Origin of the sequence: Mesorhizobium ciceri biovar biserrulae WSM1271 (assembly GCF_000185905.1) — a bacterium.
Classification (GTDB): Bacteria; Pseudomonadota; Alphaproteobacteria; order Rhizobiales; family Rhizobiaceae; genus Mesorhizobium; species Mesorhizobium ciceri.
The window spans coordinates 2,680,933-2,700,803 of the sequence record NC_014923.1; the positions used below are offsets into that span (position 1 = coordinate 2,680,933).

Sequence of the window (19,871 nt, forward strand, 5' to 3'; positions counted from 1 at the left end):
GGCTTACCGAAACATTTGTCCAGTTGCGGCCCAATGTCCTTGTTCGTGAGGTAAGATGGCGCGCCCGGTTGGTATCCGTTTTTTGACGGCCTACGCATTTACCGCTTTCGTCGGGACGGCCGGCCTTATCACCGCCGCGAAGACAGCTGATGGGGCGGAAGCCGGTCCGCTGATGCAGCCGCAAATTTGCTCGGCGATCACCACCCGCGGATCCCAACTCAATTTGCCATTCTGCCGGATAGCACCCTCGGAACCGGGCAGCGTTCATTCCGACTTGACTGTGGCCTTAACGGCGACGACATCGCCGGTTCAGGTCGGCGGGTATAGAGTGGAAACCGAGAACTACAACGGGACCTATCTCCCGCCGATCCTGGAGCTCAATGCCGGCGATACTTTAAGAGTTCGCCTCCTGGACGCTCTTGAAGCGGCATCCCAGGCTGGCGGGATGATGCATGACATGCAGATGGAGCAAGCTACCAATCTTCACACGCACGGGCTGATAGTGTCCCCCAACAATGCCGCCGACCCCACGCATGGGAATGGCGACAACGTGTTCGTCTCATTGAGACGAGGCGAGTGGCTCGACTACAGTATTAAGATACCAACTGCTCTGCCCGCGAGTATTCTTGACGGCACTGCCGGAACCATACCGCACCCCGGCGGACTTTATTGGTACCATTCTCATATCCATGGCCTCTCGGCGATGCAGGTCGCGGGGGGAATGTCGGGCGTCATGTCGATTGGCCCAAGCGACGCCAACGTGGTGGTGCGTGACGCAGACCCGATAAGGGAGGGAAAACTAACCAGTGACCTTCGAGCGGTGACGGATACTTCGTACCTGATGCTCCGGGACATCCGGCTGAACACTTCGGTGGATCCAAGCGATGCCTCAGACGACGCCCCGGCACAATGGGTTCGCACCGAAGACCATAATCACTGCGCTCCATCGCGGAGCGATCAACCCCTTCCTGCGACAACTGATCGCAAAGGTTTTTGTCGGAGCCCGAAGGATGCAAACGATATTTGGCTGTTCACTGTAAACGGACAGCGGTATCCAACAATTGATATTGGTGCTGGCCATAATGGCCTATGGCGCATCGCGAATCTGAGCGCCGACGTAACCTACGACCTTCGGATCGTCTCAGCGGTAGATGGAAGTCTATTGCCGTTTGATTTGCTGAGCGTGGACGGCGTGGTTCCGGGGAAACCTTTGTTGCGAAACGCACCGGTTTCGGAAAACAAAGCGGTCCAGTTGTCGACCCTCACCCTTATGCCGGCCGCTCGCGCAGAGATTTACGTTCGCAACGATGGCCAATCGGCCGGCTCACGAACCTATTTCCTGAGGACGGGTCCAGTCAGCACCGGATCAGATCCACAGAGTGACGGTGACAATTGGCCCGAGATCCAGCTGGCCAAAGTGATCCTGGAAGCCTCTCCGAAGATCGTCGGAGAACGCGTTGCGGTCGACCGGAACTTGCCTTACGCCGACCCGGACAATCGTCACCTATTTGTGGCTTTAGAGACCGCGCCGGCTCCGGCATTTCCAACAGGATGCGTCCGCGATATCGACCGGAGCATGCGTGAGCACCGGCGTGTGATGTTTGCGGGAGGTCTAACCCCGGGCACCTGGCGCGTGCAGACTGACCTTATGCATCCGCCCCAGCCGGCGGGAACCTACCCGCTTCAGCAGTTCGCAGCAGACAAGACGGCGCGAATTGGTCCGGTTGGCTTCGACGCCTATTTAGATTCTGCCGGAGAGGTTGACTGGAGCGGCGCGGACGGGCGACCCAAACATGCCTGTGTGCAGCTGTCCAACGGTCACGGACAACTTTGGGAACTCAAGAATCCAACAACCGAACTGCACAACTTCCATATTCATCAGATGAAGTTCCGGCTGGCAAACAACGCCGATTTGACTGCCAACGGGATTGACGCCGAGACCTATGTTGCCCCGGTCAACGCACAATTGGCTTCCATTCGCAACGAAGACAGACAGGGCGCAATTACTTGGCATGATACCCTGCCTATTCCTGCAAACGGAAGTGTATTTGTCGTCATGAATTTCGACGCCCAGGAACAAATCGGTAAATTCGTTTATCACTGCCACATCCTTAAACATGAGGACGCGGGCCTCATGGCGCCATTCGAGGTGGTCCCCTAACGATCAACATCCAGGAAGGAAGCGCTACCATGTCAGCTAAAATCGATCGCCGCTTGGCTTTGCAAATTGGTGCTTTGGCATTGAGTGCCGCTGCATTTGGCGAAAAACGAGCTTTTGCCGACGGAAAAGTTACTCAAATCAAAGTCGGAAAGAGTGCCGACGGCTCAATGGGTTTTGACCCCAAAGAGGTGACAATCACCGCAGGAGACACCGTGGAGTGGTCAAACGAAACGACCTTTGAGCACACGGTGACGCCGGACGCGGATTCTACCGGAAAGTTCGAGGGGACAGACTCTCTAAAACCAAAACAAAAGTATTCGACGACCATTAAGGCGTCAGCCGACCCTATTCACTACCACTGTGATTTTCATCCGACGATGAAGGGGACGATAATAGTCAAATGAAGGCGCAGGGCTCTGAGCCGCAGCCGCACAAACGATCGTGCCGCGGGGGGGCGTACCCGAGCGCCGATGCCTTGGCGATGGACTGACCAGCCTGTTTCGAGCTGATCGCGCCGAGCGGTCTGGGTTTTGCTGATGGTCGATCCCCCGACTTCTCTTCCGCGGCTCTGCCTGCGCCGGCCAAGACGGCCGTCGAGATTGCATTATCCAAACCGCTGCAGCGCACAGGTTCGTGTCTCCAAAAATCAGCCGCGATGCGCGTTCTGTTGTCGGGAGAGAGTGGGCGCCCGCAATACACACAGGTGCGATTTCGAAGCGATGCCGGTAGTTGGGGAGGCGACTCTATCAAACGCGACTGAGTGATCATCGCCTCCCTGTGTGCGCCAAGCGCAGACCACGTTCGCTCCCTGGCTGACAGCGAAGCCAGTTAGGCCCCTTGGCTTTCCGTGACCCGTCGACCAGCTCTACCCTCCAAGCAAGGTGTAAACATTCTGGGTCGGAAGGTCTTTCGACGAACTCTGCAAATTTTGGATATCTGTCAGCAGTTGGAGCACCCGACTTGAACCGTCTATGTTGCCTGCGGGGTCGCGGGCAATGCCATAGCCCTGCCCTTTGTACCAAACGTTGACCAGATTGGCGACGCTATAACCTTTTCCCAGCTTGAAGACCGTGTACGAAGGTCCGCTGGTATGGGGGATGTCATATGCGTTCCCGATCCCCCACTCATTCCTGACGAGGGCGCCCAGATACAGAATGGCTCCCTCCAGCGATCTGGTTCGTAGCCGAACCTTGTCTCCTGATTTTTTCATGGCTATTTCCTTCGAGGAAGCTCCGCAATAGTCACCCGGGCTCAGCTTGACCGTTATTCCAAGGCCTCGCAACGGAATTTCGGGTGCATGTTTGCGGAAGCAGAACCGATAGCCGGCGTCATGTTTGACCAGCCGAACACGGCTTCCGTCTGCCTCGTATCCAGGTGCGCCTCCCGGCTGCGCAATCTGTGCAGCTTGCACTTGGGCGCTGCCCGCGACCGATCGGGAGGTGTCGATGCCGACGGGCGTCGTGTCGCTGACTTTCTCGCCCTCCAGCTTGTATTTCGCCAGAATGTTGATGACGGAATAGTACTCCTGCCAATCGTCGCTGGAGTTGGGGTCATTAGCAACCAAAGTCGTCTTACCGTTCTGCGTGATTTCGATGCCCGAGGTGAAGATGTTGAGCAATATCCGCGCATCGTAGCCCTCGCTGAGATATGCCAGTATGAGTTGCTGCGGAATTGGTTTTTGAATGCCTTGATAGAATTCCTGGCTGCTCAGATTTGCGACAGCAAACGTGTTCGCCGCGGATGTTCCAGCCAGGAATGAGCCCGTGATGGTTTGAAGTGGAAGAGTGCCTGTCCCGCCCCGAAACGGAAACGGCACACCGGTCGTGATTGAACCATTTACCTGGGCGGTACCCTGCGTCGACTGCAGCTCAGTAAACTGCAAGGGTTCAGCGTAAGCAGCCCGCACAACATTGGTCAGTATGCTGTTGCTCTTGGCCTCAGAGGCCTGCTGGTTGAAAGTGTTCGCCCGCGAGCTGACCGTGTCGACCACCGCACATCCAGAGGCCAATAATAGACCGAATAGTGCCACAGTTGGCGCTACTGCAGAAAACGAGAAGTTGGAATCCGGAATACCCTTGGTCATCGTCCCCTCCCTAGTTGACACTTGACTGCCGCGAGTATCAAGTGAAGTCGGTCGGGGTTCAAGCTGACTGCAGATGCATAACCTATGTTTATTTTGGGTCAGGCAACCGAATCTGGCGATTGATCACTTTTCGGCAACATCGGGGATGGTGTCTATGGTTGCGCAGGCGAAGTTTTCCGCCAAGTCGATGTTTGAAGAGCTTGATAAAGGCCCACAATATGTCTTGACCGGTATGGTCAAACTTCACGCAACCGACAGTACTCGCTTGCTGTTCTCAGAGGTCGGTGACTGCCAACACTGGACCGAAATCGATGAGAAACTGATTTCCCGCTTTGAGAACCATGGGCTGGCGACCTGTGGCGACCACCGTCACCCAATCGTAAGCTTGCATCTTGTGCACCCGAATAATCCAGAGGCCAAGGTCTACGCCCGAGCGCAGGCTCAGACAGCCGCCTTTTCAACGCGGGCGCTAGACGCAATACCAAGCGGCGATACCGGTCCCGAAACAGACTGCTACTATGACCGCAAATCCCACATGTGGCGGAAGATCAGTGATAACACGCCATGCCCTAGACGTTGAACCTGATCGGCGGCCAGCTGTTCAACTGGCGCCGTATCTGCAGACACCCGGCTTGGTTCTTGACAGGTTGTCGGTCCGTTACGTGCCCGGACGCTATACCGCCGGCCAGACATCCAAGCCGGTTGACCTACTGCCCTTTCTCGATCAAGCCATGCTGCGGTAACCCCCAAGTGGGAAAGACTGCACGGCTGCGGCTCGGGTTGCACAGCAGCAAGACATGCTGATGCGAGTCTGGGACCGCATACACAGCAGGATTACGTGCGTCACGTCCGGCGCTTTACTGCATTCCTTGGGCGCGCTCCCGACACTGCGACGCCCCAGGATATCCGGCGCTTCCAGTTGCACCAGCATGAGAACGGTGTCGGCCCCGCGACGATCAACGGTGCGGTCTCGGCGTTGCGCTTCCTGTTCATGGTGACACTGATGGGGCGGGAACTGGCGCGTGCGCTGGTGGTCATGCGCTATCCGCGCAAGCTGCCCAATGTGCTGAGCGTGGAGGAAGCGGCGCGGCTGCTCGAGGCAGCACCAGGCATCAAGTACAAGGCTGCGCTCGGCGTCGCCTATGGTGCGGGCCTGCGGGTCTCCGAGGTCGCGCACCTGAAGGTCGATGATATCGACGCCACACGCATGCTGATCCGCGTCGAACAGGGCAGGGACGCAGGGACCGCAACGCCATGCTCTCGCCGCAACTTCTGGAACTGCTGCGGCTGTGGTGGCGCGAAGGCAAGCGGCGCGGGGTGATGCTTCCGCATGGCTGGCTGTTCCCGGGGCGCAGTTGCACCGATCCGATCTCGTCGCGGCAACTGCACCGCGCCGTCCAGGAGGCTGCTGAAGTCGCAGGCATCCGCAAGCGCGTCAGCCCGCATACGCTGCGGCACAGCTTTGCCACCCATCTGCTCGAGCAGGATGTCGACATCCGCGTCATCCAAGTGCTGCTAGGCCACAGCAAGCTCGATACGACCGCGCTTTACACCAAGGTCTCGACCCGGACGATCCACGCGGTCGCAGGGCCGCTCGACCGGCTGATGGCGCTGATGGAAGGCAAGACGCCTCCCGGCTGAACCGGTGCGCGCGGACCTGGAGGTCGCCCATATCTTCCGTGCTTCTGAGCCTGCAGCAGCTCAAGGTCATGTCAGCGATCGAACACTGCCGCACCGCTGCATTGGGTGGTCATGTCGAAGCCTGTGCGGACTGCGGCCAACGGCGGATCGCCTATAACAGCTGCCGCAACCGGCACTGTCCGAAGTGCCAGGGCGCGGCCGCGCGTACATGGCTCGCCGAGCGCGAAGCCGACCTGCTGCCAGTCGGCTACTTCCACGTCGTGTTCACGCTGCCCGCCGAGGTCGCCGTCATCGCGTTCCACAACAAGACGCTGGTCTATGAACTGCTGTTCAAGGCGGCATCGGAGACGATGCTGACGATCGCGGCGGATCCCAAGCACCTCGGCGCGCGCATCGGCATCACCGCCGTGCTCCACACATGGGGCTCGGCAATGACCCACCATCCCCATGTCCACATGATCGTGCCGGGCGGCGGCATCGCGCCCGACGGGTCACGCTGGATATCGTCGCGGCCGGCCTTCCTTCTCCCCGTCAGAGTATTGGGCAAGCTGTTCCGCCGCCTGTTCCTGACCCGGCTGGACGCGCTGCACGACGCCGGACGGCTCAGCTTCTTCGGTTCGATGGCGCACCTGGGCGACCGCCGGGCATTCCTGCGGCACCTATCGCCGGTCCGGAAGAAGCGCTGGGTGGTCTATGCCAAGGCGCCCTTCGCCGAGCCAGAAGCCGTGCTCGCCTACCTGTCGCGCTACACGCACCGGGTCGCCATCTCGAACAGCCGCCTGATCGCCTTCGACAAGAACAGCGTCACCTTCCGCTACAAGGATTACCGCCGTGACGGCGCCAACCGCCAGCAGGTCATGGTGCTCGCGATTGATGAGTTCGTCCGCCGTTTGCAGCCAACATCACAGGGTGATCAGGCTATCTGACAGTGTGAATGAATTCCCGCCTCATCTTCTACTGTGTGCAATTCGGTTGAATGATCCAGTATTTTAGCGAAGGAAGCCGCTCGTCGGTGATCTCTTTCGGACAGACACGGCTGTTTGGATCAGTGTCCCCTCGGAATAGATCCGAGAGATCTCGTTTTACTTGGGCCACGTCAAAAACGAAGGAGTGATTTTGAGCGCCCGGGGTCTCAACACTCGTGGCATCTATAGTGTTGATCTTCTCGGCGACAAAGCGGTCGGAACCACCTTGGCCCAAGCGCTGCCTTCCACCGACGGCCTCCTGTGAAGCGCGCAAGGCCATGTCGTTCGCAGACACGTAGATCGTGAAGCTATCCGCAACCGACCGCAATGAATCGACATGCCTGGCGAAATTGTTCAGGTCAACATCGGGTGCCGCGAACACCAAGTTTCCTATCTTTGCGCTCATCGGCCAGCGTCCGGAAGAGCTCGGGCAGCCCGCCAATATATAGTCGACCATCTGTGCACCCATGCTGTGCGCAAAGACAGTTACGTTTTCGGATCCAAATCTCCCGATCAATTTCTCGAGCACGCTTTTAAAATCTGGACAACTCGATCCAACCGTCTGGAGATCATTGAGATATCCCGACCCGCTGTAGCCGTCCGCACTTGAAAGCCTTACAGTAGCGTCGCCCGCTGACGCCCAATCCAGAACGATCGGAATTCCAGGGTATTTTTCGTTCTCGGATAAGATTGCCATCCTTCGGGTGGCATCATCAAATGTGTTCGCAAAGCCATGAACGAAAACAATCACTTTCTTGCGACCGTTGTCGACGCCAGCCTGCTGAACCGCATCGAGAAAGCTATCCAACGATCCATCGAAAAGAAAGTTGGAGACCTCGCTTGGAGACGCCGATTGCGCGTTGCCGATTACTCCAGAACCAAAGCCAAGATAGCTGGCAACGACCTTCCAAATCGGGCGCTGCTCCGTGTCGACGGAGCGCTGTGTCGGGATAGAAACAAGCGAATGGCCCATGGTAATGGATTGCTCTGGTGCCAACCGATTGTCGAAGGTTAATGGCATCGGTGTACGTATGGCCCGATTAGTAATGTAGAACACGGGAACCGGCTGGCATACTTCGTCGACCATTTCAGCGCATACACTCAATTGTAATTTATTTGCCTTTTCCGCATATTTTTCCCCACCCAGTTCCGAGGCTGCTGTCGCGTATGCATAGGCGGATTTCAGGTCACGCGCTTCTTTCGCGACGTCGGCAAGCGCAAGCAGCGCGTCCGGCTGGCCTCGTGCTGCTGCCTCATTCAAAATAGCAATGGCATCTTTGCGTGAAACCGAACTATCCAACGCGGGCTGATGCAGCAGCAAGGTGCCATACTTGGCTTGCGCATAGGCATTCCCGTTTGCTGCGGCAGCCTTATAGAGGTCGAAAGCCGCAGATGGACTGAAATTCGCACTCTGCGGGGTCAAATAGGCGTCCGCCAGCCTGAGAGACGCGACTTGATTGCCAACGCCGGCTTGCTGCTTCAATAGACCAATCCATTTGTCTTGCTGCTCGGCATCGCCGGCATTCACCGCAATTCCAAATGCTGCGGATAGCGCCTGCGGGTTGCCTAAGTCAGCGGCCTTCCAAATGAGGTCCTTAACGGTGCTATCCGTAGGCGGCTTGGCTTTTTTGTCGATCAGAAAATCTGCATATCCAAGGTAGGATTCGGCCGTGCCGAGCTTAATAGCTTGGTCCCAGAATACTTCGCTTTGGCCAACATTCTCTGGGGTTCCAAGGCCGAACTGGTATGCTTTTGCCAAGTCAAAGGCCGCCCCAGTCTGCCCATTTTTGTATGCGGAGTTGAGCCACTTGAATGACTGGTCGAAGTTCGGATCAGTTCCAACGCCTGAGAGATAGGCTCTCCCGACGGCGTATTGTGATGCGGCATTGTTTTTGTTGGCTGCCTCAAGGTAGTTGATGAACGCAGCAGACGGATCTTTGTCTGTTCCGAGGCCGAATTCCAATGCCGCGCCTAGGCGCAGCTTGGCATCGGGATCTCCTCCCGCAGCCTCCGCCCTGAGTATCGTGAAACCGTTTTGCTTTACATCTGAAGGCGTGTTTCCAAATATTAAACCGTCGATGCTTTGCGGGCTTCGGTCGTTGGCGTCGGGCAGCGGGTAGAGATTTTTATTAGCGGTGGTGTCGGCTGTATCGACCGTCGAAAGCTGCTCAAGGACGGACGGCGGAAGTGCAGTTGGCTGCCCGTTGAAATTTGCTAGGGCTCCTGAAGACGCTCCCGTCGTGTTGACTTGCGCTGAAGCGCCAAGAGAGATGAAGGTCGAAGTCAGTACGATCGCAAGCCTCAAGACGTGCATCGACGCCTCCCATATAAGCTAAGCTCATTTACGCTGTCACAATACCGAGAGTTCTAGGGGAGTGCACGCCAAATTGATCTTGAAAGGTGGCAAGGTGCAAGCTGAGGTCAGGAGCCAAAGGCAGCTTTGGCGCTGTCCCGCCCGAAACTAGACGGTCCGCTCAGAGTTTCGGGCGCCGGCAGGCGTACGAAAGTCCCCGAGGAAGGAACCCGTGGGCCACAGTCGATGGCTATGTGGATTTCGATTTGCGGCTGGTGTCGGCGATGGCGCGACCGCCGCCGGCAAGCGGGTTTGATGCGGACGGACGGTTTCGCCTTTCAGCCACGTGGTATTGTCGGCTCGTCGCGCGGCCGGACGCGACCCGTTCGGCGTCGATGATCACCACGGACACGCGTGGGTCCGTTGCCAGACGCTGGGCGCCTGCGGCTGAACGCTGGAGCATGCCATGCCGGGTCATGGAGAGTTCTCCCGGTTCGTCGCCGTGGAGTCCGGCGGTCCACGCGGCTGTCGCCACCGTTCGAACGTCTCGATGATGATCATGCGTCCGCCGCAGCATCGGCATGGCGGACGGAAGTCAGTCGGTTCTACCGAGTTGTCTTCCTCCGACGGTGGAGCAACGTTCAGCAGTTCGCGCGCCAGCGCGAGGCTGGCCTTGCGCGCGGAACCGGCGAACAGGCCGTAGTGCCGGATGCGATGGAAGCCGCGTGGCAGGATGTGGAGCAGGAATCGGCGGATGAACTCGTCGGTAGCGAGTGTCATGACCTGCTGCCGATCGGGGCCGTCACGGCGGTAATCCTTGTAGCGGAACGTGACGCCGCTCTTGTCGAAGGCGATCAGCCGGCTATTCGAAATCGCGATCCGGTGCGTGTAGCGCGACAGGTAGGCGAGCACCGCCTCCGGCCCCGCGAACGGGGCCTTGGCGTAGACCACCCAGCGCTTCTTCCGCACGGCAGTAAGGCGGCGGAGGAATGCCCGCCGCTCGATCAGGTGCGCGATCGATCCGAAGAAGCTGAGCCGGCCCGCCTCGTGCAGCGCGACCAGCCGGGTGAGAAACAGGCGACGGAACAGCTTGCCGAGAACCCTCACCGGGAGCAGGAAGGCCGGGCGCGACGAGACCCACCGGCTTCCGTCCGGCGCGATGCCGCCGCCCGGCACGATCATGTGGACATGCGGATGGTGCGTCATCGCCGATCCCCATGTGTGTAAGACGGCGGTGATGCCGATGCGCGCGCCGAGATGCTTCGGATCCGTAGCGATCGTCAGCATCGTCTCCGCTGCCGCCTTGAACAGCAGGTCGTAGACGAGCGCCTTGTTCTGGAACGCGATGTCGGCGACCTCGGCGGGCAGCGTGAACACGACATGGAAGTAGCCGACCGGCAGCAGGTCGGCCTCTCGCTCGGCCAACCACGTCCGTGCGGCCGCGCCCTGGCACTTCGGGCAGTGCCGGTTGCGGCAGGAGTTGTAGGCGATCCGCCATTGGCCGCAGTCCTCGCAAGCCTCCACGTGACCGCCAAGGGCTGCGGTTCGGCAATACTCGATCGCCGACATGACCTTGAGCTGGGCGAGGCTCAGGTGACCTGCATGGGCAGCCCGGTAAGCGGGGCCGGCAGCAAGGAACTGTCGGGCGAGATCTCTCCCGGCTTGAATAGGCCAAGCTTGTCGAGCGGGCTCGTAACCGTGCGCACCGTTCGGGTCGCCACCTTCGCGTAGAGTGCGGTGTTGTTGAGCTTGGCATGCCCGAGCAGGACCTGGATGATCCGGATGTCGGTGCCGTCCTCCAGCAAGTGGGTGGCGAAGCTGTGGCGCAGCGTGTGCGGCCCGACCCGCTTGGCGATGTCGGCGGCCTGCGCCGCCTCGACGACTATGCGATAGAGCTGCCGAGTGCTGATCGGCTTCATCGCGTGCTGTCCGGGGAACAGCCAGCCATCGCGGTGCATCACGCCCTGCTGACGTCCGACCTTCCACCACTCACGCAGAAGCCTGAGGAGGTCCTCCGAGAGCATGGCGTTGCGATAGCGCCCGCCTTTGCCGCGTTCGACGCGCAGCAGCATGCGCTCGCTGTCGAGGTCGGTGACCTTCAGCATCGACACCTCGGCGACGCGCAGGCCCGCGCCATAGGCGACCGACAGTGCGGCCTGGTGCTTGAGGCAGGTGGTGGCGTTGAGCAGCCGGGCGACCTCGTCGCGACTGAGCACCACGGGCAGGTTGCGCGGATGCGCCAGCCGGACAAGCCTGCGCGCCAGGTCCGGGCGGTCGAGCGTTTGGGTGAAGAAGAAGCGCAGCGCCGACACGATGCTGTTCATCGTTGGCACGGGAACGCCGTCCTCCTGCTGCTCGATCTGGAACCTGCGCAGGTCGTCGGCGGTCGCGGTGTCTGGTGAATCCCCCGAGGAATGTGGCCTGGCGTCCAATGTCGCGGAGATAGTTGCGCTGCGTCTCGCGTGAGAAGCGCCGCATGTTCATGTCGTCGATCAGTCGCTGGCGCAGCGGGCTGATCGAAGCTTCGAGAACTGGATGGTGCATGGTCAGGCTCCTTGTTGAAGAAGCCCGCCATGCTCTGCTCCAGCCGAACGAGGCTCAACGCGAGCGCGACGACCGGGTCTTGATCTCTACCTCAACCGCAGGCACCCCTCCCGCGCAGTGGGTTCGTTCTCCGGCCCAAATGCGGTCATTCCGGAGCATGTCTCCGAACGTCCGCAAAACGAAGTTAGCCACAGTTCACTGCCAAGGGAGCATGCGGAACGATACGGAAAGCTCTCAGATGTTGGCCCAGGAAAAATTCAACAAAATCAACGATTTTCGTTGGCCCTCCGGGCCCACCATTGCCTATCTTTTATTATATTGTGTAATTATCGCCCTTTTATCCAGAAACGCACACCTGGAGCGGGCGACGTATCTATGGCGCAAAGACTCGGGATTCTTCTTCCAGATGCGAATCCCTGCCAGGAACCTGGGGCTTCATTGCGGCCGAGACGATCCTGCATCAGAACAGGTGATCGCGGAAGCCTACATGGCAGACGTCACCGAACCCCAGAAGCACATCGGAGGCATGGGGGTGATCGCCGGAGCCTACGGTCTTGCACGATCGCCGGTGTCGCCCTGGCCTGAACGTCCCGGAAGCGCTTCATGATCATTATTCGGCTGTCGCCGTGAATTGCAGGGAGCCGTAGGGGTGTTGGTGGATGTTTCGTCTTCGCCATCTAACGGATTGGTTTTTTGATAGTTACGCCCGCTTGTCGTCCGGATGGCCAAGCTCGCAGAACCACCCGCCCAGATACTTCACCGATGGCGCCTTGGGATCCGGAATCTGCGTCTTCGCCTCGACCGCTGCGCGGAATGGCTCGGCGCTGTCTTGCGGGATGAACCCCAGATGGTTGGCGCCGCTGTTGTCGACCATTTTCAGCTTGTTGTCGGATATGCCGAACGAGATTGTGTGCCCGACGCGCGGCGCCGTCAGTGCTGCTTCGACCAGACGAACGCAGTCGGCGAAGGAAAGATACGACCACAGCATGCGTCGGTCGGCCGGTTCGGGAAAGGACGAGAAGATACGCAGGCAAGCCGTCTCAATGCCGAACTTGTCCCAGTAGAGCCGGCTCAGGCTTTCGACGAAATTCTTCGACACGCCGTAGAGGCTGTCGGGGCGCACCGGCGCATCGACGCCGATATGGGCTTCGACTTCATGATAGCCGATGGCATGCACCGAGGAAGCATAGATAACCCGCTTCACGCCGTGTTTCCGGGCGCCTTCGTAGATGTGGTAGGATCCGCGAATGCTGGAATCCAGGATCGTTTGCCATTCGCATTCAAGCGGCGCACCGCCGAAATGCACGATCGCGTCGCAGTCCTTGGTGGCCGCAAGTGTAGCCTCCATGTCGGCGAGATCGAAGACCGCTTCTTCCTCGTGAGAAGCAAGATCGCCGAACGGTTCACGACCCGCCAGGCGGATCGTTTCTGCCAGCGGCACCAGCCCCTTTCGCAGTTCCGAGCCGAGCCGGCCGGCGGCGCCGGTGATCAGGATGCGTTCGTAATGCGGCATGGTCTACTCCACTTGCGCGACGGCGGCGTTGATCCGCGCGATCGCCTCGGCAAGCACCTCCTCGCTGGTGGCGGTGGAGATACGAAAATAGGGTGAAAGTCCGTAGGCAGTGCCCGGCACCGAGGCCACGCGGCCTTCGTTCAGAAGATAGGTCGCCACCGCCGTATCGTCCTCCAGCATGACGCCTTTTGGGGTCCTGCGGCCGATCAGGCTGGCGCAACCGATATAGGCATAGAAAGCTCCTTCCGGCGGCGGCAGCGTCAGGCCGTTGATGCGCCTTATGCCATCGACGACCAGGTTCCTGCGCGCCTCGAATGCATCGCGGAAACGAGCCACCTCGTCCTGCGGGCCATTCAGTGCGGCGACCGTCGCCGCCTGGGCAATCGAGCAGACCGAAGTGACCGACTGGCTCTGGATGATCGACATCGCCTTGACGAGTGGTGCCGGGCCGGCTGCATAACCGACACGCCAGCCGGTCATCGCATAGGCCTTGGCCACGCCGTTGACGATGAGGCTTCGGTCCTTGAGGTCAGGGCAGGCCTTGCCGAAGGATACGAATTCGCGGTTATCGAAGATGATGTGCTCATAGATCTCGTCCGACAGGATGAGCACCTGCGGATGCCTGGCAAGGACAGCGCCAAGCGCCTTGAGATCGTCGGCCGAGTAGACCGCTCCGGATGGATTGCCGGGCATGTTCAGGAACAGCCACTTGGTTCTCGGCCCGATCGCCTTTTCCAAGAGTTCGGGCGTCAGCCTGAAGCCGCCGCTTTCCCTGCATTCGACCGTGACGGGCGTGCCGCCTAGCAGCTTCACCATCTCAGGATAGGAGACGAAATAGGGCGCGGGCAGGATGGCCTCGTCGCCGGGTTCCAGCGTCGCCATCAGCGCGTTGAAGATGATCTGCTTGGCGCCGTTGGCCACGACGATGTCGTCGGCCGTGTAGTCCAGTCCGTTCTCGCGCCTGAACTTCCCGGCCACGGCCTCGCGCACTTCCGGCGAGCCGGCTGCCGCGGTGTAGAGGGTCTGGCCCGCTTTGGCGGCTGCATAGGCCGCTTCGATGATGTGGGCAGGCGTCGGAAAATCAGGTTCGCCAAGGCCAAGGTCGATGACGTCGACGCCTTTGGCCCGTAGCGCCTTGGCAGCCTGCGAGGCGGCCATCGAAGCCGACGGCTTGACCACGGACAGGCGCGAGGAAATGTAGCTCATCGGCTTTTCTCCGAAATATAGCCCCTGGACACGTCCTGTGCCCGGGCCTCCGTACTGCGCCTGGAGGGATCGCCATAGCCGCCACCGCCAGGAAGTTCCAGCACCAGACGACGCCCTGCCGGAACGTGCTGCCAGCCCTTCGGGCGCATCAGCGTGCCATCGTCGAGCCTGACGATGCCGGCGGTTCCGTCCTTGCCGCCATCGCGCCCCTTGGCTGGATGCCTGACCCGGTCGAACATGGCGGAAAAATCGAACTCGTGGCCTTCAGTGGCTGCGATTTCGAGGATCTGGCCGAGACCGCCGCGAAATTCCCCGTCGCCACCGGAATCGGGACGCAGTTCCTTGCGCCAGATGACGATCGGCCCGGTGTGCTCGGTCGCCTCGATCGGCATGGTATGGACACCGGACGGAAAGGCGGTGGCGGACAGCCCGTCCAACGTCGGGCGGGCCCCCATGCCGCCGGAATTGAACATCAGCACCTCGGCGCGGCGTCCATCGCTCCCGGCGACCGGCCTGACCGAGATGTGGATGTTCCACAGTGCCGCCGCCCCTTCGGCAAGGATCTGGCCCGGCAGCGCCTTGGCCAGCGCGCCCAGCACCAGATCGGGCACCATATGGCCGATGACGTGCCGCAGGGAGACCGGCGCCGGCCGCGGGGCGTTCAGGATGTTGGTCGGCGACGATATAGTGAACAGAGCAAGCGAGGCCGCATTGTTCGGGATCTCCGGCGCCACGACGCATTTCAGGGCGTAGCAGGCATAGGCCTTGCTGTAGATGATCGGAACGTTGATGCCCCATCGGCTTGTCGGATCGGTGCCGGAGAAATCGACATTCAAATGGTCGTCCTCAATCGAGACAGCTGCCACCAGCTTGACCGGCGTATCGTAGCCGTCGGTCACCAACTCGTTCGACCAGGTGCCTTTCGGCAGCGCCTTGATGCGCTCCAGCGTCGCGTCATGCGTGCGCGTGAAGATGAACTCTCCCAGCCTGTCCAGCGATGCCAGGCCGATCTCCTTCATCATGTCGACCAGGCGGCGATGGCCGACCTCGTTGCAGGCGGCCAGCGAATAGAAGTCGCCGACGACCTGGTTCGGCTCGCGCACATTGGCGCGCAGGATCTTCACCAGATCGAGGTTCACCTTGCCGCGCTCGGCGAACTTCATGATCGGGATCTGGATCCCTTCCTCGTAGACTGACTTGCCGTCGGCGCCGAAGCCACGTCCGCCAACATCGACCACGTGCGCGGTGCAGGCGAAGAATGCCACCAGTTCGCCGTTCAGGAACGAGGGCGAGACCATGGTGATGTCATGGAGATGGCCGGTGCCTTTCCAGGGATCGTTGGTGACATAGGTGTCGCCCTCGTACATCTCCTCGCGCGGGATCTCGTTCATGAACTGCAGCACGGCCTCGGCCATGGTGTTCACATGCCCGGGCGTACCGGTCACGGCCTGCGCCAGCATCTCGCCGCGCGGATTGAACACGCCGGCCGACAGGTCGCCCGATTCACGCACCGACGTGGAGAAGGCCGTACGCAACAGGGTCAGCGCTTGTTCCTCGACCACCGAAATCAGGCGATTCCACATCACCTGCATGCGGATTTCCAAGATGTCGCTCATGCCTGGACCCCTTTGCGGATCAGGAGGATCGAACCGTCGCTCTGTAGCGCGGCATCGAAGAGAGTGGTGACGACCGTCGACGTCTCACGCTCGACGATCACCGCCGGACCGCTGATGCGATCCCCTGGCGAAAGGTCGGCGCGTTCGATGATGGCTGAAACCTGGACCGTTCCGGTCGCCGGATCGAAAACCTCGCGCGTTTGCGAAGCGGCGACGGTCCTGGTCCCCATGGTGATCTCGTGCCTTGCGGGCGCCGGCCGCACGTCCTGCGCCTTGACCGACCAGGTGACGATCTCGATTTCCAATCCGTCGAGGCCATCAATGGCACGGCCGAAGAAGCGCGCATAATTGTCCCGGAAGGCGTCCTTGAGGCTCACCTCGTCGCCGGGCTTGAACGCCCTGTCGGGCAGCGGCACCGGGATTTCCCATCCCTGGCCGGCATAGCGCATGAAGGCGGTGATCTCGCGGGTGATGGCATTGTTCGTGCCGGCTCGCACGAAGCTCTCGGCGGTCGTCTTCAGCCCGTCGAGCAGCGCATTCACCTCGCATGCATCGAAGCGCGACAGCCGCATCAGCTTGGAAGCCAGCGCCTCGTAGCCGAACGGCGCCTTGAGGAAGCCGATGGCCGAGCCGACGCCGGCGCCTTGCGGGACAAGGCACTGTTCGACGCCAAGCTTCTCGCACAGCCGCGCCGCATGCAGGGGCGCTGCACCGCCAAAGGCGATCATGACATTGTCGGAGATGTTCTTGCCGTTTTCCACCGCGTGGACGCGGGCGGCATTGGCCATATTCTCGTCGACGACCTCGCAGATGCCGAAAGCGGCGGAAACAGAATTGAGCGAAAGCCGGGTGCCGACATCGCGGGTGATCGCCTGCTCGGAAGCCTGCGTGTCGAGCCTGATGGCGCCGCCGGCGAAATTGTCGGGATCGAGCTTGCCCAGCACCAGGTCGGCATCGGTGATGGCCGGGCGGCTGCCGCCACGCCCGTAGCAGGCGGGACCGGGTTCGGACCCGGCACTTTCCGGGCCGGTCTGGATGCGGCCCATGGCGTCGACCCAGGCGATCGAGCCGCCGCCGGCGCCGATCTCGATCATCTCGATGACCGGGATCGAGATCGGCATGCCGGAGCCTTTGCAGAAGCGATAGGTGCGGGCGACCTCGAAGGTCCGCGCCGTGCGCGGCGAATAGTCCTCGATCAGGCAGATCTTCGCGGTCGTTCCGCCCATGTCGTAGGAGACGACGGAGTCCAGGTCGAAGCGCCGCGCCACGTCGGCCGCAAAAATGGCACCGCCGGCCGGACCGGACTCGACCAGGCGCACCGGAAATTCGGACGCGGTTTCCACCGAGATCAGTCCGCCGCCCGAGTGGATCATGAACACCGGACAGTTCGCCCCCATCTCCTTCAGCCGCACCTGGAGGCGCACCAGATAGTCGGCCATCTGCGGCCGGACATAGGCATTGGCGCAAACCGTGTTGAAGCGTTCGAACTCGCGCATCTGCGGCGAGACCTCGGCGCTGATGGAAATCGGTATGTCCAGCTTTCTGGCGAGGATCGCGCGTGCCCGCTGCTCATGCCCCGGGTTCATGTAGGAATGGATGAAGCCGATGGCGACGGCGCCGAAGCCGCCCGCGGCGATGCCGTCGGCGATCTCGTCGAGCGCTGCTTCGTCCAGCGGCTGCAATTCCTTTCCGTCCGCGCCGATGCGCCCCTTGACCGTATAGCGATGCTCGCGCGGGATCAGCGGCGGCGGCAGCTTCAGGTTCAGATCATACTGTTCGAACCGGTTTTCCGTGCGCATCTCGATGACATCGCGAAACCCTTCGGTGGTGACCAATGCCGTCTTGGCGCCACGCCGTTCGATGAGCGCGTTGGTCGCCAGCGTGGTGCCGTGAATGACGATGTCGAGGTCCGCCAGCGTGATGCCGGCGTCGCGCACGACGATCTCGATCCCGTCGAGGATAGCCTGTTCGGGGGCGGCATAGTTGGTCAGGATCTTGGTGGAAAAGATCGTGCCGCGCACATCGACCACAATATCGGTGAACGTGCCGCCGATATCCGCGCCGAGACGGATGTCATTTGCCGTACTGGTCATGCGTTGGCCTTATGCGAAGCGAGCGCTGCGTCGCGCATTTGGGAAAGGGTTTGACGCGGCGTGATCGCCTCCGGGGAAATATCCAGCTCCAGGACCGCGCCGGTCGCGGATGCCAGCGCCCTGCCGAAAGCGCCGGCGAACTCCCCCGTCGCGCCGACCCGCTCGGCGTGGAAGCCATAGGCCCGGGCGATGCCGACAAAATCCGGGTTCTCGATGTTCGTTCCCGACACGCGCGCCGGATAGTGCCGCTCCTGATGCGCGCGGATGGTCCCGTAGATGCCGTTGTTCAGGATGAGGACGATCGGCTGCGCCCCGGCCTGCATCGCCGTCCCCAACTCCTGGCAGTTCATCTGGAAATCGCCGTCACCGGCAAAGCAGACCACCGTGCGTGAGGGAAAGGCCACTTTGGCCGCGATGGCCGCCGGCAGGCCGTAGCCCATGGCGCCGGATTGCGGTGCAAGCAGCCGCGCCTTTGGCCCGAACTTGAAGAACTTGTTTGGCCACACGGTGAAATTGCCGGCGCCGCTGGTGAGGATGACGTCGTCGGGCAGCGTTTCGCGCAGCCAGCGGCTGACTTCGACCATGTCGACCGGGCCCGGCTGGGCAGGCGCGGTGAACGTGCCCTCATAGCTTTGGCGTGCCTGCGACCGCCACGCGGCCCAGTCGCCCTTGACCGGCGAGAGCGCCTTGGCGAAGGCGTTCGGCCCGGCATGGATGCCAAGCGCCGGCACATAGATCTTGCCGATCTCGCGATCCGAAGCATGGACATGGATCAGCTTCTGCTTCGGCTCGGGCACGGACAGCAGCGTGTAGCCATCCGTGGTCATCTCGCCGAAGCGCACATTGATCGCCAGGATCACATCGGCGTCCCGGATCAGCTTCTTGACATGCGGGACCATGCCGACACCGGCCTCGCCGACGAAGACCGGTGAGCCATTGTCGAACTGATCCTGGAAGCGGAACGCCGCGACCACCGGAATGTCGGAGGTTTCGGCGAAAGCCTGGAGCACGGCACGCCCGTCAGCTGACCAGTTGGCGCCGCCGATCAGGATGACCGGTCTGCTGGAGGCGGCCAGCATGGACCGGGCCTCGGCCAGCGCATCGGCATCGGCCGCGGCCTCGAACACCCTGGCAGGCCCGCTGAGCGCCGCGACATCGGTCGGCGTCGTCAGCATGTTCTCGGGCAGGGCGATCACCACCGGGCCTGGCCGCCCGGTGAGCGCCGTGGTCCAGGCCCGGGCAATGATTTCCGGCAGGCGCTCGACAGCGTCGATCTCCACCGCCCATTTCGCCATCGTGCCGAACACCGCGCGGTAGTCGATTTCCTGAAACGCTTCGCGGCCGCGCATGTCGGTGCCGACCTGGCCGACGAACAGGATCATCGGCGAACTGTCCTGCATCGCCGTGTGCACGCCGATGGACGCATTGGCGACACCCGGTCCGCGCGTCACGAAGCAGATGCCCGGCGAACCCGTCAGCTTGCCATAGGCCGAGGCCATGAATGCCGCACCGCCTTCATTGCGACACAGCACGTAGTCCAGCTTTCCACGAGTGTCGTGCAGCGCGTCCAGCACGGCCAGATAGCTTTCGCCCGGCACACCGAAACTCTTGGTCGCGCCGAGCGCGATCAGGCATTCGACAAGAAGGCGACCGCCATTGCGGATCATGCTGCGACATTCCTTCATTCAGGCGGCAAGCGGATCGAGCCTGCCTTTCGGATTCATACGTGCACGCTGGCGCATCGAGACGAAACCAA

At 61.0% G+C, this 19,871-nt stretch carries 13 protein-coding genes and 3 pseudogenes; 6 read left to right on the top strand and 10 right to left on the bottom strand.

The annotated features are described in order from the left end of the window. Positions 1-55: 55 nt before the first annotated feature. Both MESCI_RS12895 and MESCI_RS12900 read left to right on the top strand, forming a co-directional pair. On the top strand, positions 56-2,161 hold the full coding sequence (locus MESCI_RS12895; protein ID WP_013530383.1) for a multicopper oxidase family protein: 2,106 nt from the start codon (positions 56-58) through the stop codon (positions 2,159-2,161). Between the two features lie 29 nt (positions 2,162-2,190). Beyond that, positions 2,191-2,565 carry a cupredoxin domain-containing protein gene (locus tag MESCI_RS12900; RefSeq protein WP_013530384.1) on the top strand — a complete coding sequence of 125 codons (375 nt, stop codon included), beginning with the start codon at positions 2,191-2,193 and terminating at the stop codon, positions 2,563-2,565. Positions 2,566-3,026: 461 nt separating this feature from the next. On the opposite strand, the gene MESCI_RS12905 is transcribed toward MESCI_RS12900, so the two are convergent. Next, positions 3,027-4,244: a hypothetical protein gene (locus MESCI_RS12905; RefSeq protein ID WP_013530385.1), complete on the bottom strand. Its 1,218-nt coding sequence runs from the start codon at positions 4,242-4,244 to the stop codon at positions 3,027-3,029. 154 nt (positions 4,245-4,398) lie between these two features. Here MESCI_RS12905 and MESCI_RS12910 point away from each other — a divergent pair, with 154 nt between their 5' ends. The 3 genes and pseudogenes from MESCI_RS12910 to MESCI_RS12920 all read left to right on the top strand — a co-directional run. Further along, positions 4,399-4,824: a hypothetical protein gene (locus MESCI_RS12910; RefSeq protein ID WP_013530386.1), complete on the top strand. Its 426-nt coding sequence runs from the start codon at positions 4,399-4,401 to the stop codon at positions 4,822-4,824. Positions 4,825-5,082: 258 nt separating this feature from the next. After that, positions 5,083-5,885: pseudogene (locus tag MESCI_RS12915) on the top strand (tyrosine-type recombinase/integrase). Positions 5,886-5,889: 4 nt separating this feature from the next. Continuing rightward, a pseudogene (locus tag MESCI_RS12920) lies at positions 5,890-6,775 on the top strand (IS91 family transposase); the annotation flags it as partial. 64 nt (positions 6,776-6,839) lie between these two features. On the opposite strand, the gene MESCI_RS12925 reads toward MESCI_RS12920, so the two are convergent. From MESCI_RS12925 to MESCI_RS12940, 4 genes and pseudogenes are all read right to left on the bottom strand, one after another. Next, positions 6,840-9,164, bottom strand: a complete 2,325-nt coding sequence (locus MESCI_RS12925) for an alpha/beta hydrolase (RefSeq protein WP_013530387.1) — start codon at positions 9,162-9,164, stop codon at positions 6,840-6,842. 229 nt (positions 9,165-9,393) lie between these two features. After that, on the bottom strand, positions 9,394-9,621 hold the full coding sequence (locus tag MESCI_RS12930; RefSeq protein WP_013530388.1) for a hypothetical protein: 228 nt from the start codon (positions 9,619-9,621) through the stop codon (positions 9,394-9,396). Next, entirely contained in the window at positions 9,618-10,811 is a 1,194-nt protein-coding gene (locus MESCI_RS12935; RefSeq protein ID WP_013893907.1) for an IS91 family transposase, read from the bottom strand. Before MESCI_RS12935 ends, MESCI_RS12930 begins: the two co-directional genes overlap by 4 nt. Further along, positions 10,733-11,687 (bottom strand): annotated as a pseudogene (locus tag MESCI_RS12940) (tyrosine-type recombinase/integrase). The gene MESCI_RS12935 and the pseudogene MESCI_RS12940 overlap by 79 nt, the downstream one beginning before the upstream one ends. 238 nt (positions 11,688-11,925) lie before the next feature. Here MESCI_RS12940 and MESCI_RS12945 point away from each other — a divergent pair. Beyond that, on the top strand, positions 11,926-12,294 hold the full coding sequence (locus MESCI_RS12945; protein WP_164919892.1) for a hypothetical protein: 369 nt from the start codon (positions 11,926-11,928) through the stop codon (positions 12,292-12,294). Between the two features lie 93 nt (positions 12,295-12,387). Here MESCI_RS12945 and MESCI_RS12950 read toward each other — a convergent pair whose 3' ends face one another. The 5 genes from MESCI_RS12950 to MESCI_RS12970 are packed head-to-tail and all read right to left on the bottom strand — an operon-like array spanning position 12,388 to position 19,782. Further along, positions 12,388-13,200: an NAD-dependent epimerase/dehydratase family protein gene (locus MESCI_RS12950; RefSeq protein WP_013530391.1), complete on the bottom strand. Its 813-nt coding sequence runs from the start codon at positions 13,198-13,200 to the stop codon at positions 12,388-12,390. Between the two features lie 3 nt (positions 13,201-13,203). Next, a complete protein-coding gene (locus tag MESCI_RS12955; RefSeq protein WP_013530392.1) occupies positions 13,204-14,406 on the bottom strand; it encodes a pyridoxal phosphate-dependent aminotransferase in 1,203 nt (400 codons plus the stop codon). Next, entirely contained in the window at positions 14,403-16,022 is a 1,620-nt protein-coding gene (locus MESCI_RS12960) for a hydantoinase B/oxoprolinase family protein (RefSeq protein ID WP_013530393.1), read from the bottom strand. The genes MESCI_RS12955 and MESCI_RS12960 overlap by 4 nt, the downstream gene beginning before the upstream one ends. Further along, positions 16,019-18,115, bottom strand: coding sequence for a hydantoinase/oxoprolinase family protein (locus MESCI_RS12965; protein ID WP_013530394.1), 2,097 nt, complete (start codon positions 18,113-18,115; stop codon positions 16,019-16,021). Before MESCI_RS12965 ends, MESCI_RS12960 begins: the two co-directional genes overlap by 4 nt. Next, positions 18,112-19,782, bottom strand: a complete 1,671-nt coding sequence (locus MESCI_RS12970; RefSeq protein WP_013530395.1) for a thiamine pyrophosphate-dependent enzyme — start codon at positions 19,780-19,782, stop codon at positions 18,112-18,114. The genes MESCI_RS12965 and MESCI_RS12970 overlap by 4 nt, the downstream gene beginning before the upstream one ends. Positions 19,783-19,871 lie beyond the last annotated feature (89 nt).